Below are 17,091 nucleotides of genomic sequence, written 5' to 3' on the forward strand. Positions count from 1 at the left end.
AAAGGGGGGATTACAGCTTGCGGTTGTCGGCAGTCACGCCCACGGCACGCGGCTGGGTACGACGGCCCCAGGCACCGGTGGCGCCAGAGATAATGCCGCCGATGATCAGCATAAAGAAGCCATACCAGCTGGCAGTGGAGACACCCTTGGCAGCGGCATCAGCGGCTTCACGCGCTTTCTGCTCGGCCTGTGCCTTCAGCTCTTGGTATTTTTGGTACGCCTGCGCATAGGTCTGCTGCGCGCGCTGGACGATGGCATCCACTTCCTGATCGGATTTGCCGGTACGGGCCTTGATGATGTTTTTCAGGGCATCCAGATCAGCGGCCTGCAGGGTGCTGTTGTTACGGCTGATCACGCCGCTCAGCCACTGGTTCAGCGCCTGATTCGGATCCTGGTTCGGGTTCTGGGCAACGTTGTTAGCCTGATTCTCGGCGTTGTTCGCCTCAGTGTTTGCCTGCTGCTCCAGGTTCTCCGGTTGCAGCTCTGGTTTGCCGGTCTGGCGCAGGGTGGTTTCCAGCTCGCCTTGCAGGTCATCCAGGTTGATGTTGGCCTGTTGCAGCTGGTCTTTCACCATCTGGGTCGCCTGCGGGGTGACATTGGCAATGCCGCTGCCCATGGCGCGCAGGCCGGAACCGGCCACGTTTACCGCGCCGCCGACGGCGGAGGAGACCAGCGCAATCATCAGGTAGGTACAGACGAGGGTGTTGACGCCCCACACCAGCAGGCCGTGCAGCATCCCTTCACGCTGGGCCAGACGGCCCGCGATGTAGCCACCCACCGCAAAGGAGAGCAGTATGGTAATGACCATCCAGACCAGCGCGCCAGTGCTCAGGCCGCTGAAGGGGTTGCCCTCCTGCAACGGATCGATGGTGGCGGCGCCAATCGCCGTACCCAGCATCGACAGCAGCAGGTAAGTCACCATCGACAGGATCACGCCAGCGAACACTGCGCTCCAGGAGATCCGTTTCAATGGCGTCAGCGGCGCGTTCGGGGCGTACCCGGCGCGGTTATCCTTGGTCAAGTCGGCATCGTAATTGGTCATAATGTTGTTCCTCGCAATTTTCCGTGGGTACCCAGAAATTGGGTCTGAACTCCTCTGCTGCCCAGTGGCCCGCGCCCGGCATACGCCATGGTCCGGAGGGTGTTGCTCTGAATTATTCCCGCCACGGGACAGCGTTTTTCACGCATTACAGGGTTAAGCGTAGACAGTCCTGCCATTCATGCCATTGTCGGCAAAGTAAAATTTGCCGGGTTTGCATTAGGCCGTGAGTAAGGTGCTGATTGTTAAACGATGAAATTCAAGAAAAATTCTCGAATTGTGAGGAACTTAACAGAACGTTCAAATAGTCCATAAAATCTGACGTTTCCGTCACAATCCTGCCGTCTCCCCGGTGGGCGGTGGCACAATCTCCTGCCATGCCGCCAGAGGGGTAAGGGAGCGCCCGGTGGCGCGGGGCCGGGCAGGGTGCAGGGGCCACGCGCCGGTGTTATGGTGCCTGTTTTACTGAGATGACCAGAGGGAGAGGGATATGGACAACGCGCGCAGCCGCGCCGGGCAACCGGGCATCCAATGGCGGGATCTGTCGCCGTCAGCGATCATTGCCGGTTTTGTGGCGGTGCTGGTGGGCTACACCAGTTCAGCCGCCATCATTTTTCAGGCGGCGGAGGCGGCGGGTGCCACCCCGGCGCAGATTGGCGGCTGGCTGGCGATGCTGGGGCTGGCGATGGGCCTCTCCTCGCTGGGGCTGTCGCTCTATACCCGCGCCCCGGTGCTGACCGCCTGGTCAACGCCCGGCGCGGCGCTGCTGGCAACCAGCCTGCCGGGCATCGGCCTGAATGAGACGATTGGCATCTTTATCTTCGCCAATGCCCTGATCCTGATCAGCGGCGTCACCGGGCTGTTTGCCCGCCTGATGAACATCATTCCGCCTGCGCTCTCCGGCGCGATGCTAGCGGGTATCCTGTTGCGCTTTGGGCTGGGGGCCTTCGCCCCGTTGCAGGGAAACCTGGCATTGGCTGGCGGCATGTGTCTGGCCTACTTTCTGGCGCGCCGCTGGCTGCCGCGCTTTGCCGTGCTGCTGGCGCTGGCCGCCGGGTTGGTGATTGCCGCCCTACAGGGGAGCATCGCCTTCTCCCACCAACCGCTGGCACTGGCGACCCCGGCCTTTATCCAGCCGGCGTTCAACCTGCACAGCCTGATTGGCATCGGCATCCCGTTCTTTGTCGTCACTATGGCATCACAGAATGCGCCGGGCATCGCCACCCTACAGGCGGCCGGTTACCGGGTCCCCATCTCGCTGCTGATCAGCGCCACCGCACTGCTGGCGCTGCTGCTGTCGCCGTTCGGCGGTTTCTCGGTCTGCATCGCCGCCATCACCGCCGCCATCTGCATGGGGCCGGAGATCCACCCCGACCCGGCGCGCCGCTATATGGCCGCCGTCGCCGCCGGGCTGTTCTACCTGATTGCTGGGCTGTTTGGCGGCTCCATCGGTATGCTGTTCAGCGCGCTGCCCGCGCCGCTGATCCAGACCATTGCCGGGCTGGCGCTGCTCAGCACGCTCTCCGGCAGCCTCAGCCGGGCGTTGCAGGAGGAGCAGGGGCGTGACGCCGCCATCGTCACCTTCCTGATCACCGCCTCCGGGCTGACGCTGTGGGGCGTCGGCGCTGCCTTCTGGGGATTGGTGGGTGGTGTGCTGGTCTGGCTGCTGCTGCCGCGCACGCATTAAGGCAGAGGCGGCGGATGGCGACTATCCTTACACCTTGAATTCATGGACATCCAACCCGGAGAGACGCTGATGGCTGATTCACACGACCAATCCCACCATAACCCAGGGCTGGACGCCTTCGAGGAGCTACAGAATTTGGTGCACACCCTGCATCACCACGGCGTGCTGCGTTTCGCCAATGAGGTGGTCTCCGCCAACAATGCGATTGCCGGGGCGCTGGTGGATGGGCTGAACAAGCCGGGCACCCTCAATGCGGTGCAGAACCTGTCGGTGCTGATGCAGGCGTTGTCGAGCGTACCGCCTGAAACCTTCTCCCGCGTGGTGTTCGCCATGAAGGAGGGGATGGAAGCGGTGGGCCGCCAGCCGCCAGCCAGCGAGGCACAGGCACCGGGGCTGGCTGGCTTCTATCACCTGTTGAATGACGAGAGCGTCTGGCGCGCCATAACCCCAATCCTCAATGGCCTGCGCGCCTTTGCCGTTAGCATGGAGCAGCCCACCCCGCGGCCCGCGCCACCCTTCACTGGCAAGCCCGGTAGCCTGTGACCCCACCGCGCGTCCGGCACACCCCCGTGGCGCGCGGAAATTTCACTTATGTAACATTTAAACACTCTGAAACATTCCAACCCGTTCATTAGCAACCTTTTAATAGGCGCTCACTCCCCAGACCGTTATCCTTGCCGCCTTTTACCCTATTCTGCGCCATGCTCCGGCCGGCAAGGAATCACGGCAGACAGGTAACCCCTCCGGCATGGCCCATTTTTCGCACCATCAGGCACCGTTTCGCGACTATCCCGCAGAATCCCGTCTCTTTATCCGCCGCGCGCTGGTGGCCTTCGTTATTGTGTTGCTGCTTACTGGAATACTGATAGCCAACCTCTACCGCTTGCAGGTGAAGGAGCATGGCTTCTACCAGACCCGCTCCAACCAGAATGATATCAAGATGCTGCCCATCGCCCCCAGCCGCGGGCTGATCTATGATCGCAACGGCATCCCGCTAGTGCGCAACCTGACGCTCTACCAGATCGAGGTGACGCCCGGCAAGGTGCCGGATCTGGCAGCCACCCTGAAGGCGCTGACGCCGATTGTTGACCTGACGCCGGAGGAGATTGCCGATTTCCATGATGCCGCGCGACATACCAGCCGCTATAAGCCGGTAACGTTGAAGATGGAGCTGACTGACAGCCAGGTGGCGCGCTTTGCCGTCAACCAGTTCAAGTTCACCGGCGTTACCGTTGATAGCTACCAGCAACGCGAATACCCCTATGGCGGCCAGCTGGCGCACGTGGTGGGGTACGTCTCCAAGATCAACGACCGCGATGAGCAGCGGCTGGAGAAGGAGGGCGTCGCGGAGAACTATGCCGCCGACCACAATATCGGTAAGCAGGGCATCGAGGGGTACTATGAGAGCGTGCTGCATGGCAAGACCGGCTACCGCGAGGTGGAAGTGGACAACCACGGCCGGGTGGTGCGCCTGCTGAAGGAGCAGCCCCCGCAGGCCGGGCAGAATATCTACCTGACCCTCAGCCTGCCGCTGCAACAGTATGTGGAGTCGGTGCTCAAGAATCAGCGCGCCGCGGTGGTGGTGGAAGACCCGCGCGACGGCGGCATTCTGGCGATGGTCTCCAGCCCCAGTTACGATCCCAACCCCTTTGTGAAGGGCATCAGCTACAAGGCCTATAAGTCGCTGCTCACCAACCCGGATTTGCCGCTGATTAACCGGGTGACGCAGGGACTCTATCCACCGGCCTCCACGGTGAAGCCCTATATGTCCATCTCCGCGCTGTTTGCTGGCGTCATCACCCCCTCAACCACCTTCTTTGGCGCGCCAAGCTGGGTACTGCCCGGCAGCCATCGCCACTACCGCGACTGGCTGAAGAGTGGGCATGGGATGCTGAATGTCACCAAGGCGATTGAGGAGTCCGCCGATACCTTCTTCTATCAGGTGGCCTATGAGATGGGGATTGACCGCATCCATGAGTGGCTCAGCAAGTTCGGCTATGGGCAGCCTACTGGCATTGACCTGAATGAGGAGTACCAAGGGGTGTTGCCCAGCCGGGAGTGGAAACAGCGCGTGCACAAGAAACCCTGGTATCAGGGCGATACCGTGCCGGTGGGGATTGGGCAGGGCTACTGGATTGCCACGCCGATCCAGATGGTGAAGGCGCTGACCACCCTGATCAATAACGGCAAGGTGAAAACGCCGCACCTGCTCTACTCGGTGAAGGCGGGCAACCATGTCACGCCCTACCAGCCACCGGCCGGCCCGACGGCACAGATTGGTGACCCGCGCTCACCTTACTGGGGCATCGTTAAGGCGGCGATGTTCGGGATGGCGAACCAACCCAATGGCACCGGTTATAAGCTGTTCCATACCGCCCCCTATGGGATTGCCGCCAAGTCCGGTACCTCACAGGTGTTCAGCCTGAAAGAGAACCAGACCTATAACGCCAAGATGGTGCCGGTGCGGCTGCGTGACCATATCTTCTATACGCTGTTCGCCCCCTATAAGAACCCCAAGGTCGCGATGGCGCTGATCCTTGAGAACGGCGGCGGCGATGGGGTGGTGGCTGGCCCGACGGCGCGTGCCATTCTCGACCATATCTTTGACCCGGCCCATGCCGATAGCGCGGCTAACCAACAGATTGTCGATCCCGCCCGCTAAGCCCACGATGCCTGCTGGTGATTAATCCGGCAGGCATTACCTTTCCTCGTCCTTTCTTACAAACAGCAACGGAATTGACCGGCAGGGCGCGGTAATCCGCTGTAATCTAATAATAATCTTAAACCTGGCCACGCGAGCCTTCCCGTGGCCCGTGCCGCCACGTTGAGTCATTTCTGGAAATAGCATGAAAAAGATCCGTCCGGGCCTCTCCGGCAAAAAACCGGCGTCCTCTGCCAAAAATTACTCCTCCGCGCGCTTTGCCTGGATCTGCGCTGGCATTTTGGTCTGCTTCTTCCTGCTGGTGGCGCGCGTCGGTGACCTGCAACTGCTCAATGACAAGCAGCTCAATGATCAGGCCGACCAGCGTTCGGTACGCAGCGAAGTGTTGCCCGCCACCCGTGGCATGATCACCGACCGCAATGGCGAGGCGCTGGCGGTCAGCGTCGCCTCGCGTGACATCATCCTCGACCCGAAACATATTCTTGAGGCGGATACCCAGCTGGATAACGAACGTTGGCAGAGTTTCGCCAGCGTGCTGAAGATCCCGCTGAGCCAATTGCAGCAGATGATCCGCGATAACCCGCGCAAGCGCTTCCTGTTCGCCGCCCATAAGGTCGATACCGAGATCGCCGAGTATGTCACCAAACTGCACCTGACCGGTGTCTCCACCCAGCAGGACTTCAACCGCTTCTACCCAATGGGGCAGGACGCCGCCGCGCTGGTGGGGATTGTCGGCATGGATAACCAAGGGCTGGAGGGGATTGAGCTGGGCTTCAATCGCCTGTTGCAGGGCAAGCCCGGCCTGCGCGTCTACCAGAAGGATCGGCACGGCGCGGTAATCAGCCTGCTGAAGACGGTAGACCCAGTGGCCGCGCCCAACGTGACGCTGAGCATCGATAAGTTCATGCAGTATGTGCTCTATTCGCATATCCGCGATGGCGTGTTGCTTAACCAAGCCGATTCCGGCTGCGCAGTGCTGGTGGACGTGAATACCGGCGAGATCCTTGGCATGGCGAGCTACCCGTCATTCAACCCGAACAACCTGGCGGATACGCCACCGGAGAATATCCGCAACGTTGCCAGCAGTGACAGCTTCGAGCCGGGTTCGACCGTCAAACCGCTGGTGGTGATGACCGGATTAGCGAAACACCTGATCAAGCCGGACTCGGTGCTTGATACCCACCCGTACCGGGTCAATGGCCACCTGATCCGCGACGTTGGCAACTGGCCGGAGCTGACTGTTACCGGCATCCTGCAAAAGTCGAGTGACATTGCCGTCTCCCACATTGCGCTGGCGATGCCGGCCAGCGTGCTGGTCAATGTCTACCACGGCTTTGGCTTGGGCCAGCCGACCAACCTCGGCATGGGCAACGAGAGCAGCGGCTACTTCCCGCTGCACCGTGAAGTGTGGTCAGACATCGATCGCGCCACCTTCTCCTTTGGTTATGGCCTGCGCGTCACGCCGTTGCAGATGGCGCGCGAGTACGCCGCCATCGGGGCCTATGGTGTCTACCGCCCGTTGTCGATCACCAAGGTCACGCCGCCAGTGCTCGGCAAGCAGGTGATGGACCCGGAGATCGTGAAAACCGTGATCCACATGATGGAGAGCGATGCGCTGCCGGGCGGCAGTGGCCTGAGCGCCGCCATTCCGGGCTACCGTCTGGCGATCAAGACCGGGACCGCCGAGAAGATGGGCAAGAGCGGCAAGTATGATGGCGGCTACATCAACTACACCGCCGGTGTCGCGCCCGCCAGCAACCCGCGCGTGGCGCTGGTGGTGATGGTCAACAACCCCAAGGCGGGCAAGCACTTCGGTGGCTCGGTGGCCGGGCCAATCTTCGGCAAAATCATGGCGCAGGTGATGGAGCACATGAACATCCTGCCGGATGCCCAGCAGCTGAACGTGGTCTCCACCATCAAGGGGTGACCGCCTTCCCAGAGCAGCGTCTACACTGTAAAGGCCAGCCCAGCGGGGTTGGCCTTTTTCTTATCATGGGGAGGAAAGGATGAATGATCGTATCGGCGTGCTCTCCGGGGACATCACGCGCCTGGAGATAGACGCCATTGTGAATGCCGCCAACAGTTCGCTGCTCGGCGGCGGCGGGGTAGATGGCGCCATCCACCATGCCGGCGGGCCAGAGATTTTGGAAGCCTGCAAACGCATCGGCGGCTGCAAAACCGGTGACGCGGTGATTACCCGCGGCGGCCAGCTGCCAGCGAAATGGGTGATCCATGCCGTTGGCCCGCGCTGGCAGGGTGGCGACCGGGGAGAGATGGATTTGCTGCGCAGCGCCTACCTGCGCTGTTTTGATCTGGCGGCGGAGTATGGCATCCGGCGGCTGGCGTTTCCCAATATCAGCACTGGCATTTATGGTTTCCCGAAACAGGCGGCGGCGGAGATTGCCATCGACGTCACCCGCACCGTGCTGAGCAGCAACACCACGATTGAGGAGGTGCTGTTCATCTGTTTCGACGCGGAGAATGAGGCGATTTACCGGGAACTGCTGGACCAACCGGGCGCACAGACCTGACCACGCGTGACGTTGTCACAGAAAATCAGGACAGGGGCAGTCTGACGCACTTTTTTACGCTTCCATTAGGGCCAGTTATGGCAAAGCGGTCGCCTCTGCCACGTGTTTACCCTATACTTCCATGGCAAAAATCCTAAATTTCCATGCGCATGACAGGCGTGCAACAAGGGTGAGTAATGAGTAACCGTGCTATCGAACATGTGGTTTTGCTGGATGCCAACCATCAACAAATTGGGATCATGGATAAATCGCAGGTTCATACCGCGCATACCCCGCTGCATCTGGCCTTCTCCTGCTATGTGTTTAATGCGGACGGCCAGCTGCTGGTGACGCGCCGCGCCACCAGTAAAGTGGCGTGGCCGGGCGTCTGGACTAACTCGGTCTGCGGCCATCCACAGCAGGGCGAAGCGATGGCCGATGCCGTCCGCCGCCGCTGCCTGTATGAGATGGGCCTGGCGGTGGAAGAGGTGGAGCTGGTCACCGACAACTTCCAGTACCGCGAAGTGGACGCCTCGGGCATCGTTGAAAACGAGTACTGCCCAATCTTCCGCGCTTTCAGTGACGCGACGCCCGCACCGCGCGCCAGCGAGGTGATGGACTACCAGTGGGTCGATCTGGAGGCGCTCTATCAGGGGGCCGATGCCGCCCCTTGGGCCTTCAGCCCCTGGATGGTCAAGCAACTCGCGCTGCTGCGCACGCTGGAACACTTCACGCTTGCCACCCAGCCGGTGCAAGTGGGCTAGGGCGGCCACCGCCACAGCCAGCCATAACAACGGGAGCCTGGCTCCCGTTTTTTTGTCATGTTCGACACCGTCTCTCCCACGCCCACCTCTCTTTCCCGTTGGGATAACTGACCCTCTACAGCGCGCTATTTTTCACGTAGCGACACCAAAATTGTTCGTTTTTCCACCGCATTTTTGCCGGCGATCGTCCACTTTGGCTGCTTTTCCGCCAGATTGCTGCATTAATCAGCCGATCTGCCTGATATTCAGGCATTTTCTTCTATAGTTAAACAGGGGCTGCCCTGGCCGGCTAGCAGGAAGCCTATCTTTCACTGTCCGTCCGTGATGGGAGGGCCGCGCGGCTCTCCTCTTTGATAAGGAGTTTGTGAATGACGTCCAATGGCACCTCACGGCCCTCCACGCCTGCCGTGGCGCTGTATGAGCTACTTAACCCCATTCCTTACGGCTTGTTTGTCGCCGCCTGGATTTTCGACATTATTTACATCATCAGCACCAACATCTTCTGGACACAGGCCGCCAGCTGGCTGATCGCCATTGGGCTGGTACTCGCCATCATCCCGCGGCTGATCAATCTGGTGCAGGTGTGGGTTGGGCACGCCTACCCACAGGGTTCGCCGATCAAGATCCACTTCTGGGCCAACCTGCTGGCCATCATCCTCGCCATCTTTAATGCCTTCATCCACAGCCGGGATGCCTATGCCGTGGTGCCGATGGGCGTGATCCTCTCCACCCTGGTGGTACTGCTGCTGGCGTTCGCCAACCTGCAACTGGCCCTGCGCGAACCCCGTTCCTCTGACATTAAGGCGGTGACCCGATGAGAACGATACATCTGCTTTCTTTGCTGGCCGCCTCCCTGATCCTGGCTGGCTGCGACGACGGCTCCACCCTCGATCCCAATAAGCAGGTAGGGCCGAACCCGGAACTGCCGGAGGCGAAAAACTTCCTGCTGCCACCGATGCAAGTGCCAAGCGGCGTGCCGTGGAAAGAGGGGGAGACGCCCAAGGTCGCGGCAGGGCTGAAGATTGAAAGGATCGCCGAGGGCCTGATGCACCCGCGCCAGCTCTACGTGCTGCCGAACAACGATATTCTGGTGGTCGAGGGCAACGCGCCGGAGGGACAGATTGGCCGGCCGAAGCAACTGATCATGGGGCTGGTTCAGCAATCCTCCGGCAAGGGCGGGCAAGGGGGCAACCGCATCACGCTGCTGCGCAACACCAGCGGCGATGGCCGCACCTGGGAGAAGCATGTTTTCCTGGAGAACCTGCACTCGCCCTTTGGCGTGCAGTTGGTGGGGGACACGCTCTATGTCGCCAATGCCGACAGCCTCTGGAAGTATCGCTACCAGACCGGCGAGACGCGCATCACCGATCCGGGCGTTGAACTGGCAGACCTGCCGGGTGGCCCGATCAACCACCACTGGACCAAATCACTGCTGGCCAGCCCGGACGGTAGCAAACTCTACGTGGGCATTGGCTCGAACAGTAACATCACCGAGAACGGCATCGGCGCGGAGTTCCGACGGGCGGCGATTCTGGAAGTGGACGCCGCCACCGGTGCGAGCCGCATCTTCGCCAGCGGCCTGCGCAACCCAACCGGGATGCAGTGGGAGCCGCAGAGCGGCAAGCTGTGGGCGATCGTCAACGAGCGGGATGAGATTGGCGCAGACTTGGTGCCAGACTACATGACCTCGGTGCAGGATGGCGGTTTCTACGGCTGGCCCTACAGCTACTTCGGCCAGCACATCGATGCGCGCGTCAAACCGCAGCGCCCGGATCTGGTGGCGAAGGCGATCAAACCTGATTACGCGCTCAGTTCACACGTCGCGCCATTGGGTCTGTGGTTCTACACCGGCAACAACTTGCCTGCCGAGTACCGCGGCGGGGCCTTTGTCAGTGAGCACGGCAGCTGGAACCGCAAACCCCTCAACGGCTATCGCGTGTCGTGGGTTGCGTTCCAGAACGGCCAGCCGGTCGGGGAACCGAAGCCGGTGGTGACGGGTTTCCTGACGGATGATCAACAAGAGGTCAGGGGCCTGCCGGTTGGGCTGGCGCAGGACAAGCAGGGCGCGCTGCTGGTCGCGGATGACGCCGGCAACATTGTCTGGCGCGTCACCGCCGCGGGCACGCCATAATCTCCCGACACATCGAGACCATACCGGGCCATGCGCCCGGTTTTTTTTGCCGGTGGAGTAGGGGAGTCAGGAGTGCGCGTCGTGCTGCGCCGCCCGTTTTTGCAGGCGTTCACGGATCACCAGATGGTTGGCGGCCACCACGGCCGCCAGCAACAGGCAGTAGAGGGCGATAATCGCGATGGCCCATGCAGCCAGTCGGCTGTCGAGCCAGGCACCGGCAAGCGCGGCCAACAGCCAGGCGAGCCAGCGCAACCCAAGTCCGCCGGCGCTGCGCCAGCTGCCACCCGGCCGAGCCTGACCAAGGTTCCGGTGATAAAGGTCACGCCCGGTTCACTGCCGCGTACCTGATTCAACAGACCCATGGCGACCGCGATGACCAGCACCATCAGCGGCGGATAGTGTGGAGCCGTCGCCAGCCAGGCGATCGCCAACAGCAGCGCCACCGATGCCAGCAACAACGGCGAACGCCAACTGCCAGCGCGCCGTCCCAACCAAGCCCCGGCCGTGGTGCCAAACAGGAAAGCCACAATCACGCCCAGCAAGGGCAGCGCTTTTTGCAGATCGCCTTGTTGCAATGCCTGACCCAGCTTGGAAGTATCGCCCGTGACATAGACGGCCAGCAGATCTTTGCTGTGCAGGTAGAGGGTGGCATCCGTCAGGCCGGCGGCGATCACCAGCAGCCAAATAAAAGGCGTCGTCGCATCAAGGCGAAAAGGTTTTACGGTCTGCATGGCGTTTCCTGATCGGGCACGCCAACTGGCGTGTTAAAGGAGGGTCGATCTCTTTATAGTCAAGGGTCAGCCATGACGCCATTTATCTTGGCAGAGCAGGGAAGTACCAAACCGACATAACAGACCAGCCCCACACGCACCTTCCAATCCAATTTAACATAATATACATTATGCGAACTCTTATAATCCTTTGTCTCTCTGGCAGTTTTCGGCCATGCCTGGCAATATGCTCACCCCGGATTTACCCATGTCTTTCCAGCGTTATTATCGATACCCGTTTATCAAAACCAGCTTCCGGCGTTTTGTCATGATGACACCACTTGATACGCCATGAGGATGCATTCCGTTTCAACGATGCCCAAATCCAAGATTGACCAACCGGCGCGGCATCTCTCCGTCCAGCCCATGCCCGTCTCTTCACCGCCGATCGCGCTACGTGAAATCTGGGCAGTTGGCGGGATAAGAATGCGTAGCGGTTCTCTAAGTGCTGCCCGCTGTTTTCCGCATCTTCTCTAAGCGACAAGTGCCTGCCTGCGCCACGCTCTTCACTGCTGATGGCGCTACGTGAAATCTGGTTGATTGACGGGATAAGTGAGGCTCAGATATATGAATAGCTCTCAGCCATGAATGAATATTAAACGTCAACATTTGCCAAAAGCTTTATTGGTAAACACCTTTCTAGTCTGCTCATCGTGCAGTCGAGGCATTCAGTAAGAAGGCATGCATCATTTCATTTGATGACTAATCTCGTTAGTGACGTTGTCACGGAACGTTTCTGCCCTAACCTATTGCCTCGTGAAATTTTAACCTTGTTAAGCTCACGATCGTTTCTTTTAATCTTATGTTAATAGTTTGTTGTAACTAAAATCATGTGAAATAGAAGGCCAGCGGCAATGTGCTATCCATTGTCAATTGGAGATGCTTCCTCTGGCTGCTCAACATTAGATAAATAAATGCCAGACCACTTCTCTTGATAAGCTTTCAAGTCGAATCCAGGACACGCTAATTCCTTGACCTCGTCAATAATGAGCAGTCTATTATGGTCGTTCAAAAAATTGATGAGCTCAACGAGAGCATTATTTAGCAGACGTAAGCGAGTCAAGTGGAACTTCGTTTTATAATCTCCCATTGCCCCCTCTAATAGCGCTTCCAATGCTTGATAGGCGCTCGATTTATTAAGAAAATCATCGATAGCATCAATATAGCTCCAATACATCATACACTGTTTAAGATTGCCCTCCTGAACAATGAGTGACTCTCCAATTTCTGTTTGCATAAGTTGAAAAACAGGACGATCGCTAGAAATATTAGTGCCGGGATTTAAAAAGTTTTTTAAGCCGGTCTCTGCTAAACACCTTTCAATTTTCTTAAGAAAATAATTAAAATCATTAGTTTTCTTGTCATCGCCGAAATTGAGGAACTGAATATCCCTGCGCAAAATTTCTACCCAGCAAAAATACTTTGCAAATAAATAAATTGTACTGTGCAGATAGTGTTTCTTTGTCATGGGCCACATTGGATATGCTATCTCATCAATATTTTTCATCTTCAAAACAGGGAGTTGGGCTTTAGCTTGACGTTCACAAAGGTGCCAAATCCTATCCTGTAAATCCGTTGCTGCCAAAAGTATGACGCCAGAATACTTTGTTACTATAACTTCTAACGCATCTTTTTTTGCAAGATCACGGTTATAGTTAGCAAGCAACTTACCGTACTGATGCTGGACTTTATCACGCAATGCATTCATTTCAGCCTGCATATCGTCTCGAGCTATATTTAAGTTATGTTGATGAAGCGCCGCCCCCTCGCTTAGCCGTTTTTGAATAATGGAATCAATGATTTTTCGCGCCAAGAATGCTGCCACTGCTAAAATGGTAACTCCTGAAAAGACTGATTCTATAAAAGCAGGAAAGCTTGGCATGTTATCAGCTCCGCTTGAAGGTTATGAAATAAGCGTAGCTTTCTGATAAAATCATGCCAGATGGTTAAGCATACTTTTCAGTGTGCGATTGAATTCTATCAATTTTTTATCGGAAGAATTAAGGCGCCTTGCGGCGCCTCGGTTATTTGAAGTCGGCGTAGGGGGTCAGTGGATTGGGCGGGAGATCCAGGTCGCCCTGCCAGCCGCTGGCGGAGTAGCGGATGTAGATTTGGGCGTGGCTGGGGGTGTAGTCCTCTGCCTGCTGGATGTCGATGCCGGCACCGAGCGTCCAGTGGGAGGTGAGCCGGCGCTCTACAATCGCCTGTACGGTATAACCAAAACCGGTGCTGCTGCTGCCCTGCTCAATGGCGTTGCGGTCGGCGTAGCTGGCGGGCACCAGTCCCTGTAATGGGTAGCGCGCCTGATCCTTGGTCTTCGAATAAGACCAGGAGACCGAGCCGCCCAGTTGCCATGACCAGTTGTCGCTGCGCTGGCGATAGTTGACCGGCACCGCCAGCGAGAAGTACTGCTGCGGGCTGTAGTAGCCGCCCTGACCCAGCGAGTAGCCGCTCAAATCCTTCTGGTAGTGCCATAACATGCTGTTCAGGCCGATGGTCGCCCGGCGGTTGTCCTCGTTGATCACCTTGTAGTAGTAGCCGCCCATCAGCCGGGTGCGCTGGTTGTCCGCGACGTTCTTGCCGGTGATCTGGTGGTAGCTCAGGTCAGTCCAAACGCCATTCGCCCCGCCCTGATCATAGCTGCCGCTGAGGCTGACGCCGGTGGCGCGTACCCCGCCCCAGGTGGTGCCGGTGTTCGGGTCTTTGGTGCCAGCGAAAGAGAGCAGCGAGCTGGAGATGGGGCGCCGCGAGGCGCTGGCCGTCCAGCCAATCTGCCGCCAGTCGCCGCTGTAACTCAGGCCGCCGACCCAATCGACCACCTCAAAGCCGAGTGGCGTGGTGCCGATGTCAGCGTTCCAGCGATCGTTGCGCCAGCCAGCGGCGAGGCTGGCACCGCGGGCGGTCTGGTGCTCATTCCCCTGACAGGCCACGCTGTCACAGGTGCCGAAATCCTCGCTGTAGCGGCCATTGCTGGTATCAAAGGTGCCGGCGTCCATCTGCACGTAGTCGCTGCGCAGGAAGGCGCGGCCATCGCCGAGCGGCATATCGGCCTGCAACATGGTGGTGTTGGCCGACAGGTCTGAGTAGCCGCCGGTGCCGCTGGAACCCCAATAGTCATGGCCGAGGGTGAGCGTCACCTCCTGCTGGCGGTAGGCGTCGGCGGCATCGGCACGGATGCCACGCTTCAGCCAGTCATCCCCGGCTTGGTTGCGCGTCAGGCGGGTGTAACCCTCGTTGTCACGTGGGGCGGCGGGCGTAATGCCGCTGGAGACCATCGCCTCACCAAAATCCTCACGCGCCTGCGGGTAGTCGCCCCGCTGCTGTGCCAGCCGCGCGCTGTCGCGGAAAATCAGTGCGCTGGTCAGCCCCGGCCCCGCCTGACGGGCGGCGGGCTTGAGGCGGGCGAGCAGCGTGGCGGCGCGATCCGGCTCCCCGACGCCCTGCCAGGCGGTGGCGATGCGCCGCTGCTGGTTGAGCGTCAGGGTATCAGCGGGCAGCTTGTCCAGCGGCTCCAGTTGGCGGCGCGCGGCTGCCAGATCGCCGGTGGTTAGCGCCGTCTCGGCCAGCCCCAGCCGGGCATCGGCATTCGTTGGCTCCTGTGCCAGCACGCGGTTAAAACCGGCGCGCGCCGCCGTATAGTCACCATCCTCTTGCGCCCACTCCGCCAACGTCAGTTCAATGCGTGGCTGGGGCGGCAAGGTGCGCAACAGCCGCGCCGCACCGGCCTTGTCACCCCGTTCGCGTAGCGCCAGCGCCCGGTTGATCGCCTGCTCCTGTTGCAACCGCTGCGCCAGTTCACGCATATTGTCCGACCACTGCTCGCGTGGCAGTTGGTTGAGCACCGCGATCGCCTGGCTGTCACGATCGCGGGAGGAGAGGTAGAGCGCATAGGCGTAGTTCTCCTGCGCGCCGGGCGGATGGGCGGCAATAAAGTCGCGGAACAGCTGGTCGCCCTGCGCGCCCTGCCCAATCTGTTGCAGCGCGCCCGCCTGACGGTAGACCAGCCAGACCTCATCCGGCGCATAGCGGCGGGCGGCGGCGTAGGCCTCCGCCGCCTCACGCCAGCGCTGCTGCTGGTTGAGTTGGTCAGCTTGCGCGCTGAGCAGATCGCCCTGCAAACGGTTGAGGGTGTCGGTCAATCCCTTGCGCTGGCTGGCTGGCAGACTGTTGAGGAAGGCCAGCGCCCGCGCCGGGGACTGCTTCTGGTAGACGTTGGTCAGCCCGCGCAGCGCGCTGCCGTTGTCCGGCTCAATGCGCCGCGCCTGCTGGTAGAAGCGCTCTGCCGCTGGCAGGTCGTTGCGCGCCAGCGCCACGTCGCCCCGCCCCAGCAGCGCGTAGGGGTCATCGCTCTCCAGCGGCACCGCCTGCTGGTAGAAGGTGTCAGCCGCCGCAAAATTGTTAGCTTTGAGGGCCTTGTCACCCTGCTCAATCAACAGCCAGTAGCGGTTGCTGTTGATCAGGCTGCTCCACTTGCCGCTGTGGAAGCCGTCGGTGTCCACCTTCTGCGCCTGCTCGAACAATCCGATCGCCTTGGCGCGGTCGCCGGAGCGCGCCCACGCCACGCCGAGCGCGCCGAGCAGATCCGGGTCATTGGGGGTGGCACGTAGCGCCTGCTCCAGCACCGGGATCGCCTCGCGACCGCCGCCCTGATCAACCCGCGCCAGCCCACGCAACCGCGCCTGATAGGCCGGATCGGCCAGCTGGGTCTGCTGGCGTGCCAGCTCCTGCCGGCCCGCGGTAGCGGCATTGCCGCTGTCAAACACCGTCAGGAAGCGGTTGAGCGCCGCCACGCTCTCTGGCGTCACCGTCATGCGTTTGATGCGGTTGAGCCAGATATCGCCAGCGGCCTCGCGGGAGGCGGCATCCTTCGCCACCTGCTCCAGCATCGCGTAGCCCTCTGGCTCGCGGTTTTGGCTGAAGAAGAGTTGGGCCAGCGCCATCCGCACCTGGGTGTCACCGGGCGTGGCGCGATCGAGGGCCTGTAACTGGCGGGTGGCCTCCGGCGCCTGCTGTGGCATCCGCGCCACCAGTTGCCAATACTCCACCGCCAGCTCCGTGCTCGGCGGCGGCCCCTTGAACACCGCGTCATAGGCGGCGCGCGCATCGTCGAGCCGGCCAGCGGTCGCCAGCAGCCGCGCCTGTTGCAATTGCTGGCGCTGGTCAGGCTGGGTCAGCCCCACCAGCACCTCCGCTTGACGAACCAGCGCCGAGCCTGGCGCGACCTGTTGCAGGCGCGCCAGCTGCTGTTGCGCCAGCGTGGCGTTACCCTGACGCAGCGCCAGCCGCAACCGCGCCATGATCACCTGCGGGTTGGCCGGTGACATCAGCTCCAGCCGGTGCAGCGACTGTTCCACCAGCGCATCCTGGTGGGTGGCCTCGCCCAGCCGCACCTGGCCCAGCAGCCATGCCTCGGGTGACACCGCCTCACCGGCTGGCGGCGAGAGCGCCTGCTCCACCGCCGGTGCGAGGGGGGAGAGCGTCAGGCTCAGGGCCAGCGGCAGCGCTGGCCGCAGAAAAGTTTTATGCAT

The 17,091-nt window shown here is 60.3% G+C and carries 12 protein-coding genes; 8 read left to right on the forward strand and 4 right to left on the reverse strand.

Features of this window, described 5'->3' with window-relative positions; genetic code table 11:
* Positions 1–10 precede the first annotated feature (10 nt).
* Positions 11–1,042 carry a TIGR04086 family membrane protein gene (locus tag ACK3SD_RS08780; protein ID WP_481125209.1) on the reverse strand — a complete coding sequence of 344 codons (1,032 nt, stop codon included), beginning with the start codon at positions 1,040–1,042 and terminating at the stop codon, positions 11–13.
* 487 nt (positions 1,043–1,529) lie between these two features.
* Between ACK3SD_RS08780 and ACK3SD_RS08785 the strand changes: the two genes are divergently transcribed.
* The 8 genes from ACK3SD_RS08785 (at position 1,530) to ACK3SD_RS08820 (ending at position 10,793) form a co-directional block, all read left to right on the forward strand.
* Positions 1,530–2,726: a benzoate/H(+) symporter BenE family transporter gene (locus ACK3SD_RS08785; protein ID WP_481125210.1), complete on the forward strand. Its 1,197-nt coding sequence runs from the start codon at positions 1,530–1,532 to the stop codon at positions 2,724–2,726.
* Between the two features lie 69 nt (positions 2,727–2,795).
* Positions 2,796–3,269: a helical membrane plugin domain-containing protein gene (locus ACK3SD_RS08790; RefSeq protein ID WP_481125211.1), complete on the forward strand. Its 474-nt coding sequence runs from the start codon at positions 2,796–2,798 to the stop codon at positions 3,267–3,269.
* A 205-nt stretch (positions 3,270–3,474) separates the two neighbouring features.
* A complete protein-coding gene (mrdA, locus tag ACK3SD_RS08795; protein ID WP_481125212.1) occupies positions 3,475–5,388 on the forward strand; it encodes a penicillin-binding protein 2 in 1,914 nt (637 codons plus the stop codon).
* Between the two features lie 184 nt (positions 5,389–5,572).
* Complete coding sequence (locus tag ACK3SD_RS08800; protein ID WP_481125213.1) at positions 5,573–7,315, forward strand: penicillin-binding transpeptidase domain-containing protein; 1,743 nt, start codon at positions 5,573–5,575, stop codon at positions 7,313–7,315.
* A gap of 79 nt (positions 7,316–7,394) precedes the next feature.
* Positions 7,395–7,919, forward strand: coding sequence for an O-acetyl-ADP-ribose deacetylase (locus ACK3SD_RS08805; protein WP_137763195.1), 525 nt, complete (start codon positions 7,395–7,397; stop codon positions 7,917–7,919).
* 176 nt (positions 7,920–8,095) lie between these two features.
* The gene (gene idi / locus ACK3SD_RS08810) at positions 8,096–8,662 is read left to right on the forward strand and encodes an isopentenyl-diphosphate Delta-isomerase (RefSeq protein WP_481125214.1); all 567 of its coding nucleotides are present in this window, start codon (positions 8,096–8,098) and stop codon (positions 8,660–8,662) included.
* Between the two features lie 368 nt (positions 8,663–9,030).
* The gene (locus ACK3SD_RS08815; RefSeq protein WP_137763197.1) at positions 9,031–9,480 is read left to right on the forward strand and encodes a DUF2231 domain-containing protein; all 450 of its coding nucleotides are present in this window, start codon (positions 9,031–9,033) and stop codon (positions 9,478–9,480) included.
* Entirely contained in the window at positions 9,477–10,793 is a 1,317-nt protein-coding gene (locus tag ACK3SD_RS08820) for a PQQ-dependent sugar dehydrogenase (RefSeq protein ID WP_481125215.1), read from the forward strand. Before ACK3SD_RS08815 ends, ACK3SD_RS08820 begins: the two co-directional genes overlap by 4 nt.
* Before the next feature lie 116 nt (positions 10,794–10,909).
* Here the strand turns inward: ACK3SD_RS08820 and ACK3SD_RS08825 are convergent, their stop codons facing one another.
* From ACK3SD_RS08825 to bcsC, 3 genes are all read right to left on the reverse strand, one after another.
* Complete coding sequence (locus ACK3SD_RS08825; RefSeq protein ID WP_481125216.1) at positions 10,910–11,524, reverse strand: DUF1275 family protein; 615 nt, start codon at positions 11,522–11,524, stop codon at positions 10,910–10,912.
* A gap of 898 nt (positions 11,525–12,422) precedes the next feature.
* On the reverse strand, positions 12,423–13,445 hold the full coding sequence (locus tag ACK3SD_RS08830) for a hypothetical protein (protein ID WP_481125217.1): 1,023 nt from the start codon (positions 13,443–13,445) through the stop codon (positions 12,423–12,425).
* Positions 13,446–13,587: 142 nt separating this feature from the next.
* On the reverse strand, positions 13,588–17,091 hold the full coding sequence (gene bcsC, locus ACK3SD_RS08835) for a cellulose synthase complex outer membrane protein BcsC (RefSeq protein ID WP_481125218.1): 3,504 nt from the start codon (positions 17,089–17,091) through the stop codon (positions 13,588–13,590).

Source organism: Chimaeribacter sp. YP20170169, from assembly GCF_056739715.1.

Coding starts and splice junctions, on each gene's coding strand:
- ACK3SD_RS08780 (WP_481125209.1), bottom strand. CDS start 1,042: ATGACCAATTACGATGCCGACTTGACCAAGGATAACCGCGCCGGGTAC.
- ACK3SD_RS08785 (WP_481125210.1), top strand. CDS start 1,530: ATGGACAACGCGCGCAGCCGCGCCGGGCAACCGGGCATCCAATGGCGG.
- ACK3SD_RS08790 (WP_481125211.1), top strand. CDS start 2,796: ATGGCTGATTCACACGACCAATCCCACCATAACCCAGGGCTGGACGCC.
- mrdA (WP_481125212.1), top strand. CDS start 3,475: ATGGCCCATTTTTCGCACCATCAGGCACCGTTTCGCGACTATCCCGCA.
- ACK3SD_RS08800 (WP_481125213.1), top strand. CDS start 5,573: ATGAAAAAGATCCGTCCGGGCCTCTCCGGCAAAAAACCGGCGTCCTCT.
- ACK3SD_RS08805 (WP_137763195.1), top strand. CDS start 7,395: ATGAATGATCGTATCGGCGTGCTCTCCGGGGACATCACGCGCCTGGAG.
- idi (WP_481125214.1), top strand. CDS start 8,096: ATGAGTAACCGTGCTATCGAACATGTGGTTTTGCTGGATGCCAACCAT.
- ACK3SD_RS08815 (WP_137763197.1), top strand. CDS start 9,031: ATGACGTCCAATGGCACCTCACGGCCCTCCACGCCTGCCGTGGCGCTG.
- ACK3SD_RS08820 (WP_481125215.1), top strand. CDS start 9,477: ATGAGAACGATACATCTGCTTTCTTTGCTGGCCGCCTCCCTGATCCTG.
- ACK3SD_RS08825 (WP_481125216.1), bottom strand. CDS start 11,524: ATGCAGACCGTAAAACCTTTTCGCCTTGATGCGACGACGCCTTTTATT.
- ACK3SD_RS08830 (WP_481125217.1), bottom strand. CDS start 13,445: ATGCCAAGCTTTCCTGCTTTTATAGAATCAGTCTTTTCAGGAGTTACC.
- bcsC (WP_481125218.1), bottom strand. CDS start 17,091: ATGCATAAAACTTTTCTGCGGCCAGCGCTGCCGCTGGCCCTGAGCCTG.